This is a genomic window from Sphaerisporangium sp. NPDC051017 (genome assembly GCF_040683095.1).
Lineage (GTDB): Bacteria > Actinomycetota > Actinomycetes > Streptosporangiales > Streptosporangiaceae > Sphaerisporangium.
In genome coordinates this window covers 1-7,892 of sequence record NZ_JBFBCI010000116.1, presented here as the reverse complement: position 1 = coordinate 7,892, position 7,892 = coordinate 1, and the positions used below count along the sequence as shown (strand labels likewise).

Here is a 7,892-nt window from a genome sequence, read left to right as displayed (position 1 = left end):
CGGCCGACCACAGCAACGACCAGTAACGATCAATCGCAACGGAGGGGTCAGAATTCAGACGACGCCAAGGGGTCAGCATTCAGCCGCCGTTGACAGCTTTGGTCTACCACTGCATGGTTGACCGGCAAACCTACACGGACGTCCTGGGCTCGCCTGCACCTGCTGACACCGACGATGTTCTCCGGGCGCGGATAGAGAATCAACAACCTCCCGCGTTCTGGAAAAAGATTAACGTCCCCTATGAGCAGTTGCCGACTCCCTGTGAGGCGCCAACGCGAGATCTCGGCGACGTGCTCTTGTCGCGCCGCAGCCATAGACCCTGGTCGAAACAGAAGATGACAGCGCACCAACTGAGCCGCGTTCTAGCCGATGTAAATGTACCTCTCGTTGCTCTGCGACGCAGAGCAGAAGCGAATTATCAGCAGACGCCAAGTGCCCTCATGCACAACAGATATGGCGACGTGGAGACCAACGTCATCATCTATAATGTCGAGGGCCTAGCGCCCGGAATTTATCACTATGACCCTAACGGTCATGGACTTGGGCTGATCAGGGGTGGCGATCTGCGTGAGGATGTTCAAACCGCTTTCGTCGGCCAGGCGCGAGCGAGCTCCGGGTCTTGCTCTCTCCTCTTGTCGGTTGTCTGGGAGCGTCACCTGTACCGCTATGCGAATAATCCGCACGGATACCGATCGATGATGGAGTGCCTCGGCCAATTCGCTCAGCGATATTTGATTGCCTGGACATCTCTAGGCTTCGAGACGTTCCCCACACCTGCCCATTACCCAGCACTCACTGACAGCCTACTCGGCACGAAGCGCTTCGAAGAGACTGGCATTTACCTCCTTACCGCGGGATGACCCAATCCATGAGCGATAATCAGAACGGAATCGACAGGTCGTGGAAATTGTCCCCCACTATCTCTCTCATACGTGTGGGCGACGAGTGGCTAATAGAAGATCCAGCGCAGGGCAGTTATCGGCAGTTTAATACCCTGCAAAAGTGGCTTAGCGAAGCGCTGACGAGGCTAGTGTCAGGTGGGACCATGACCGATGAGCAGGTTTGCGAGGTGCTGAAGAAAGCGGGCATACCTGTGCGGTATGTGGAGTACTGCTTGCAATCCTTCCTCGATTCGGGTGTGCTAGTCGACGCGACTGCTGACCCTCCGCCGCGAGATTTCGGCAGTTTGCGGGATCTACAATGGGCCACGGTCTCGCGTTCGCTGGACTACCGCGACCCAGAGGCCAAGGCGACGGACATTCAGTTAATGTATAGGTACGCACAAGACGACTTTCCCCCAGCTTCCTCCACACAGGCACCAGAGACCTGGACATGGATAGATCTTCCGGATCCAGACCCCGACCACGGTGGAGGTCTACTCAATAAACTCGGCTACATGTTGTATCTGGTTTATGGCGTGCATGCAGAAATTCATTTCGGCCCCCTCCCCAGAACCCGGCGGACACCACCATCGTTCGGTGCGTCGCATCCGTTTGACATATCCGTTACGACATCAGCGTTCTCTGGAGAACGAACCGCCTACTACTACCAACCGGCAGAGCACAGCCTGGTAGCTTTGCCAGCCACAGAGAGTGACCTAAGCACTGACGACCCGGTACTCGAACAGACCCTCGAGCTGGCCAACATCGACTTGGCAATCCACCTGGCGATCGAGCGTGTCCACTGGCGGTACAGGACGAGTACTGCCTATCCAACCGTTCTCCTGGATCTGGGCCACCTGACAGAGACGCTGGACATGGTCGCGGATTGCATGAACGTGAGACTCACGGTACTTGCAGGCCGCGCTGAGCCCCCGTTAGCCAAGGAAGGCCATCTACTAGGTCCTCAGCTTCGCCGGTACCGCGCTCAAATGAAGTATGAGGTTGATTGACACCTATGTCGGCGATATCTATTGAGAATCTGCATCGGAACTTCAAGAGGAGAAATGGGGGTCTATTTCGTAAGAGCAGCCGCGAAGTTTGCGCGCTTCGTGGGATCAATCTGGAGATCGAGCAGGGAAGCCTCTTCGGATTGCTGGGCCCGAATGGGGCTGGGAAGACTACAACAGTCAAGATTCTCACGACACTGCTCCTACCCAGCAGCGGGTCAGTACGCATTCACGGTATAGATGTTGCTGCCGATCCCAGGCAGATCCGAGGCCAAATCGGCTATGCCTTCGGCGGCGACAAAGGTTTCTACGATCGCCTCAGCGCTCGGGATAATCTGCTCTTCTTTGCGGATCTATATCAACTTCCCCTCCGTGATCAGCGCCGGAGGGTCGACGAGCTGCTTGAACTGGTTAGTCTTGCAGAACGACAAGCTGACCGGGTGGAGACATATTCGCGCGGTATGAAGCAGCGTCTCCACATCGCCCGAAGTCTGCTACACAACCCCAGCGTCATCTTCCTTGATGAGCCCACTAACGGTCTTGACCCAGTAGCCGCTCGAACGATCAGAGCTGCGGTATCGCAACTTCGAGAGGCCGGAAAGACTATCCTGTTGACTACGCACTACATGTTCGAGGCTGAAGAGCTCTGCGACCGCCTCGCCGTGATCGATCACGGGCAGATCCTTGTTGAGGGCACGGCTAGGGATCTCGCAACAGCAGCGCAGTCGGGGATTGCGGCCCGGATAGAGACGCGCGGTTCGAACCTGGCGCTCTGCGAAGCGCTCACTCAACTGCCGGCTGTCATCGATGCTTCACTCGAGTTCCTTAGCGACCGTGAGCTGCTCACGATCCGGACATCGCTGACTTCCTCTGAAGAGGCCGAAGAAGTCATAAAGAAATGCCTAGAGAACAGGGAAGAAATCACACTGCTACATATATCGCTCCGAGAGCCGACTCTCGAAGACAGCTATATCACGCTCGTGAGCCAAGGCAACATCGGAACACCAGTATGAACGCAATCGGAGCCCTAAGGGGCATCACATCGTTCCTCACCGCTACATGGTTCCACATGCACGATCTTACCCGGGACAGATCTGACTTCGCGCTGAATTTGATCAACCCGCTTTTCTACGCTTGCATCGCCTACCTCCTCCACGCTGCGGGAGACGGGAAGCGAAATCTTGCCGACCTGATAATTGGTGCCGGCCTCATGGGCATGTGGAGTTCCATTATGTTCGGCGCTGGCACCGTTATAAAGATGCAGCGTTTGCAAGGCACTCTGGAGTTCCTTCTAGGATCACCGAAAAGGTTCTCATCCGTTGTCGCCCCCATCACGACGGCAGTTTCTCTCCTTGGAGCGGCGTCCATGTTAGTGACCTACTTGTGGGGGGTGGCTTTCATGGACGTTCGAATTGTACTGGAGCGCATTCCAGGGATGCTATTCGTTGTCACGGTCCTCACCGTCGCGATGGGGGCGTTCGGCCTGCTAGTCGCCGCTCTCTTTGTCCAGGCACGGCGAGCCGAGAGCATGGCTTCCCCGATGATTGCCCCCCTTTGGATGGTGTCCGGCATCATGGTGCCGGTGACTGATCTCGTCGAGCAGCTTCGCCCAGTTTCGCGTTTTCTGCCTACGTCCTGGGGAGCAGAAGCCCTGCGTGCAGCCAACGCAGGCTCCTCGTTTCTTCCGGCACTCGGGTGGTGTGCCATAACCGGTTCAGTCTACCTGCTCGCAGGCTCCTGGCTGGTGAACCTAGTGGCCAAGCGATCCCGGCACAACGGAGAGCTAAACTTGTGGTAAATGACCGGCCTTATCGGCGCATTATAGGAAATATATTTTCTTGCTGGAATACTTCTTGGCTCTCGTTTCGCGCCTTATTCAATTGGTTAGAGCCCCGTCATTTTGTCCTCGCTATGGTGGCCACGCCAATTATGGAGCTTATATTTTTCGCATTTCTCGGCTCAAACTTGGGGGTGGAAAATGCGCGATTCTTCTTACTTGGTGGCGCCATGATCGCTTCATGTTTCCCGGCTGTCGCGGGAGGCGTTATGGCTCTCACGAGCGAGCGTTACTTCGGTACCCTCGAGAATATTTTGGTAAGTCAACGATCGAGAATATATTTGCTGCTGATGCGGGCAATGCCATACAGCCTTGCGGGTGTCCTGGCGGCTGTACTAACGCTTTCAGCGGGGATTATCGCCCTACGTGTTCCGCTGCCTGTCGAGGAACTTGCGACTTTCACCATCCTTTTGTTCTTTGGCTGCCTCTCTTCGGCGCTGTTTGGTATGTCCCTCGGAGTGCTCGGCCTTCTGGCCGGCAACGTGTTCCTACTGATAAACGTGGCGATCACTGCGATATCCATCGGTGCGGCCCTCGTCGTTCCACTATCTGTTCTTCCCCCGTGGGTGAAGACCATTTCTCATCTAATGCCGTTCCGCCATGCTGCTGAAGGTGTACGGGCCATGGGGGTGCACGATTTGGACAATGTGCTCTCGTCCATCGGGCCTGAACTGGTTGTGGCCGCCGGATGGGCGTTAGCGTTGCTTTCTTCGTTCCGTTATCTTGAATCGAGGATTTACCGTGAGGGGTGAACTCTATCAATCCAGGCGTCCCGACGACGGTGTCTTGCTGCTTAGACCGCATAATGGTAAGCAGATGATTGCGGGAGTCGACCTGGCTCCAGTCATCATTCCGGTAAGCATTGATGAGAACTGCTTCGAGACGGTCCATGTTACGCCTCGCTTGGAAGAGTTCCTGGGCGGCCAGATCTTCTTGCAACAAGTAATTGATTTTCCTTCGACAGGACGTAAACGGCGACTCTTCGTTGCCGAAGCCCAGAATGGCTCCGGCGCTGAGTGGTCCTGGCTGCCGGTGGATGAACATCGTAGCGACCTCGCTGATGTCTTGAAAAGTGAATTTGCTGGCGCAGTATATCTTGACCGGTTTTGTGAGTCGGTAGCTGATCAACTCTCGGGAATGTCTCCCCTTCCTTGGTGCAAGCCAGGCTGGTTTCAGGCCTTGTTAAGACGGATCAAGGATTATTTTTCCGAGCCAACCGAAGTACACCCATACAAGCTGCGGGTAGGTTATGTAATCTTGCGTGCCGCAAACAGTCAGGGTATGTACGAGCTACACGCGGTAGCGCCATGCAGCACGTCTTGGTGGACAAGCGACTCGCTCTACAGCGCAGACATGAGGGACCTTTTGCAAGGCTGGAAGCCAGAAGTCGTCGCTTCTTTTCCGGACCTCGGTATCGAGATCCGGAAAGCTCCTCTTGGCACCAGCTTGGCCCGGTTGGGAGACCTGGCCAGTTGGTCCCCCGCGATGAGGGCCGTCGCTGACTTTCAAATGCGCGCTTCCACGATAGTGGATTCTTCTGGATCAATAGAGCCTGGCGCGCTGTCTGCCCGCTTCAATCTTTGCCTACAAGAATGGAGAGCGCACGCTTCTAATAGCGACGGATTCGGAAAGCGTTCCCTCAAGTGGATTCAAGATTCTGTGTCCGAGGCGAGTGAATTGCTCTACAAATCTGTGTTGCCTCAAACGCTTATCAATGGGGCCCTGGCCAGTTTCACTATATTTTGTGAAGGTAGTCGAATTCAAGTATCCGAGTGGGAACCAATCTATATCACTCACCCGTTCACCACATTGGCGCGCCTTCTGTCCCATCGCTCAGGCGCCTTGGCCAAGTATGCGTCGGCTGACCTGGCGCGGCCCTTCGTAGGTGCATGGCTGAGGGTCGGTCGGCCTATCGATGTGTCTCAAGAGGTCAGGGCAGGAGTCATTGTAGGAAGCGCAATCCAGGCGACTGTGGCATGGGAGCGAGGGCGAGCGTTCGCCACTTCAGGGATTCCTTCCCTGGAAACCCAAGTAGCCGACCTCTGCCAGATCATCCTCCGCATAACACAAGACTAATTCCTTGCGAGTTGTTCGATGAGCAGGCGCCTCTGGGATTACGAGTTGTCACTATTAGCGACATCAGCGACTCATTTGACGACGGTATCTCAACTCGGTGACTTCTGTTTCGCCATACATGTCCGTCTGGACAGCACCATCCGGAGCATAGTCTGCCGCTGCATAGAATACTCGAGCGCGCAAATTGTCGCGCAAGACCCACAATTGCATGGTGGAAAACCCTTGAGAAACAGTATGGTTGTGCGCTGCATTGAGCAGGGCCCGCCCGATCCCTTGACCTATAGACTTCGGATCCACATAAAGGGCGTACACCTCGCCAGGGTTTGGGGCGTCAGTCTCACCTCGATAAGGTCCGAAACTCACCCAACCGACAGCACTCTCATGTGCGTCGACGGCAACCACATCCATTACCTGCCCTCGGGACGATGTGAACCAGGCTCTGCGTCTATTGGCGTCGGCAGCAATCGTCATTTCGTTCAAATATGTCTCAGGAATGATGCCTGCGTAGGCCGACTGCCACCCCCTCACTCGTATTGCAGACACAGCGTCGACATCAGCTTCAGTCATTTCTCGAAGTCGTATCATCGTATTGTTACCCTTTTTTGCTGCAGGTGGGGCTTAAAAGAGTCAGTTCCGGTGAGCGAGCCCATAACAGACGGGAAACTAGGAGGCTGAATCCGTACGATGCTCCTATGGTTGGCAAGCAGCGTTCTGAAAACTTCTCGGAGCGGCTTTTCCCGGCTTTGAAGGTGGAAACCTCGCTCTTAGTCTGGTTGGCTGAACGATTCGGCTGGGAGTTGATTTCAAGTTCCAGTCAGCCTTGCCCCAGTTATCACGCCGGTTGGGTTGCGGCTTCACGAGCCCCGCCAGGGGGCACCGCGCTGAGCGCCTTCGGCATAGCAGCTGGCTCGATCCCGGCAGATCACCTCCACTGATGAGCCTCCAGCCAGGCCGCAAACGAGTCCGCCGACCGATCCGGCAACTGGTCGACCGGATGGCCGCCCTCCACATCTACCAGCACCGTTCCGTAGGTGTGGCCCTTGCGCCAGGCGAACTCATCGACCCCCAGCACCCGCGGGGTCGCCACCTGCGGGTCAGGCATACTCCGCAACAGCCGCAGCAGCGTCGAGCGGGCCACCGTACAGGCCAGGCGCGCGGTATGACGGGCACCGGGACGGCCCCCAGGGCGAGCGCCACCGCTCCCAGCAGCCTCACCAGCCCCCCGCCCGCCAGCCGTGCCGGCTGGTCAAGCCCGGAACCTGCTCGGCGAAGGTCCGCTTGTCACAGGCGGTGTTGTCGCAGAAGAAGCGGCGCACCCGCATCTGGACCAGCACCTCCTGCGCGGCTACCGGGAGATCCGACAGGTACCGCTCATAGACTAGCCTCGCGCTTTCACCGAGGAGAACGTCTGGTTTGATCGTTTAGACGCGAAAAGTGCCTTGAACTGGAAGGATTGGACTTGCTGAGGGTCCTGTCCACGCCATTTCGAAAGGCACTTTTCGGATGCAGTCTATCGGTCGTCGCTCCAAGATCGTGGTGCGGCACCCTGGGTATCTCGTACACGTATTCCACGGAAATCGGGACATCGGTTGGAAGGTCGAGGATGAAGTGCTTGACCGCTTCGACCTCCTCGAAGAGTTCCGCGAGCGTACGAGCGCTCACCCCGGAACGGATGGGAGCAGCGGTGGGATCGGCACCCCATACGACGATCTTCGTGTCGAGCGTTTCCTCAAGAGTGACGCGGAACTTCAGGTGGTTAGTGGTCGGCACCGTCAAGGTCATCGCAGCCAGCCCTCTCCGAACACGTGCACCAGGTCGCGTTCACGGTTGGAAGGTAGTGACCAGGCGTTGGCTCGTCTTGGATACCGGAGGTTGGGGCTCCTACGGAACATCGTTTCGGTCCCGAGGTGGCGGGTTTGCGCTCGTGGCGGCGCGGGGCCATGCGTGCGTACCAGCGGAAAAGGGGCCGGCTGGGATGCCGGCCCCTTTTCAGGGGTGGTTACTTGTAGGGGGTCAGGAATTCAGTGGGCTTCAGGGGGCGGGAGGAGATGCGGACGTCGCCGATCCAGCCGTAGAAGCCCTGGCCGAACT

At 56.8% G+C, this 7,892-nt stretch carries 11 protein-coding genes; 7 read left to right on the top strand and 4 right to left on the bottom strand.

Going from position 1 to position 7,892, the window contains the following annotated elements:
- Positions 1 to 89 precede the first annotated feature (89 nt).
- From AB0M95_RS40215 to AB0M95_RS40190, 6 genes are read left to right on the top strand one after another with little or no spacing between them, the layout of a single operon-like run.
- Complete coding sequence (locus AB0M95_RS40215; RefSeq protein ID WP_363776811.1) at positions 90 to 860, top strand: SagB/ThcOx family dehydrogenase; 771 nt, start codon at positions 90 to 92, stop codon at positions 858 to 860.
- A gap of 8 nt (positions 861 to 868) precedes the next feature.
- A complete protein-coding gene (locus AB0M95_RS40210; RefSeq protein WP_363776808.1) occupies positions 869 to 1,891 on the top strand; it encodes a hypothetical protein in 1,023 nt (340 codons plus the stop codon).
- Positions 1,892 to 1,896: 5 nt separating this feature from the next.
- Entirely contained in the window at positions 1,897 to 2,901 is a 1,005-nt protein-coding gene (locus AB0M95_RS40205) for an ABC transporter ATP-binding protein (RefSeq protein ID WP_363776805.1), read from the top strand.
- Complete coding sequence (locus AB0M95_RS40200) at positions 2,898 to 3,686, top strand: ABC transporter permease (protein WP_363776802.1); 789 nt, start codon at positions 2,898 to 2,900, stop codon at positions 3,684 to 3,686. The genes AB0M95_RS40205 and AB0M95_RS40200 overlap by 4 nt, the downstream gene beginning before the upstream one ends.
- Entirely contained in the window at positions 3,584 to 4,477 is an 894-nt protein-coding gene (locus tag AB0M95_RS40195; protein ID WP_363776799.1) for an ABC transporter permease, read from the top strand. The genes AB0M95_RS40200 and AB0M95_RS40195 overlap by 103 nt, the downstream gene beginning before the upstream one ends.
- Positions 4,467 to 5,801, top strand: coding sequence for a hypothetical protein (locus AB0M95_RS40190; RefSeq protein ID WP_363776796.1), 1,335 nt, complete (start codon positions 4,467 to 4,469; stop codon positions 5,799 to 5,801). Before AB0M95_RS40195 ends, AB0M95_RS40190 begins: the two co-directional genes overlap by 11 nt.
- A 63-nt stretch (positions 5,802 to 5,864) precedes the next feature.
- On the opposite strand, the gene AB0M95_RS40185 is transcribed toward AB0M95_RS40190, so the two are convergent.
- The gene (locus tag AB0M95_RS40185; RefSeq protein ID WP_363776793.1) at positions 5,865 to 6,368 is read right to left on the bottom strand and encodes a GNAT family N-acetyltransferase; all 504 of its coding nucleotides are present in this window, start codon (positions 6,366 to 6,368) and stop codon (positions 5,865 to 5,867) included.
- 125 nt (positions 6,369 to 6,493) lie between these two features.
- Here AB0M95_RS40185 and AB0M95_RS40180 point away from each other — a divergent pair, with 125 nt between their 5' ends.
- On the top strand, positions 6,494 to 6,736 hold the full coding sequence (locus AB0M95_RS40180; RefSeq protein WP_363776790.1) for a hypothetical protein: 243 nt from the start codon (positions 6,494 to 6,496) through the stop codon (positions 6,734 to 6,736).
- Here AB0M95_RS40180 and AB0M95_RS40175 read toward each other — a convergent pair.
- The 3 genes from AB0M95_RS40175 to AB0M95_RS40165 all read right to left on the bottom strand — a co-directional run bounded on the left by AB0M95_RS40175 (position 6,724) and on the right by AB0M95_RS40165 (position 7,583).
- Positions 6,724 to 6,903, bottom strand: coding sequence for a transposase (locus AB0M95_RS40175; RefSeq protein ID WP_363776787.1), 180 nt, complete (start codon positions 6,901 to 6,903; stop codon positions 6,724 to 6,726). The genes AB0M95_RS40180 and AB0M95_RS40175 overlap by 13 nt on opposite strands.
- A gap of 109 nt (positions 6,904 to 7,012) precedes the next feature.
- On the bottom strand, positions 7,013 to 7,135 hold the full coding sequence (locus AB0M95_RS40170) for a hypothetical protein (protein WP_363776784.1): 123 nt from the start codon (positions 7,133 to 7,135) through the stop codon (positions 7,013 to 7,015).
- 58 nt (positions 7,136 to 7,193) lie between these two features.
- Positions 7,194 to 7,583, bottom strand: a complete 390-nt coding sequence (locus AB0M95_RS40165) for a hypothetical protein (RefSeq protein WP_363776781.1) — start codon at positions 7,581 to 7,583, stop codon at positions 7,194 to 7,196.
- Between the last annotated feature and the right edge of the window lie 309 nt (positions 7,584 to 7,892).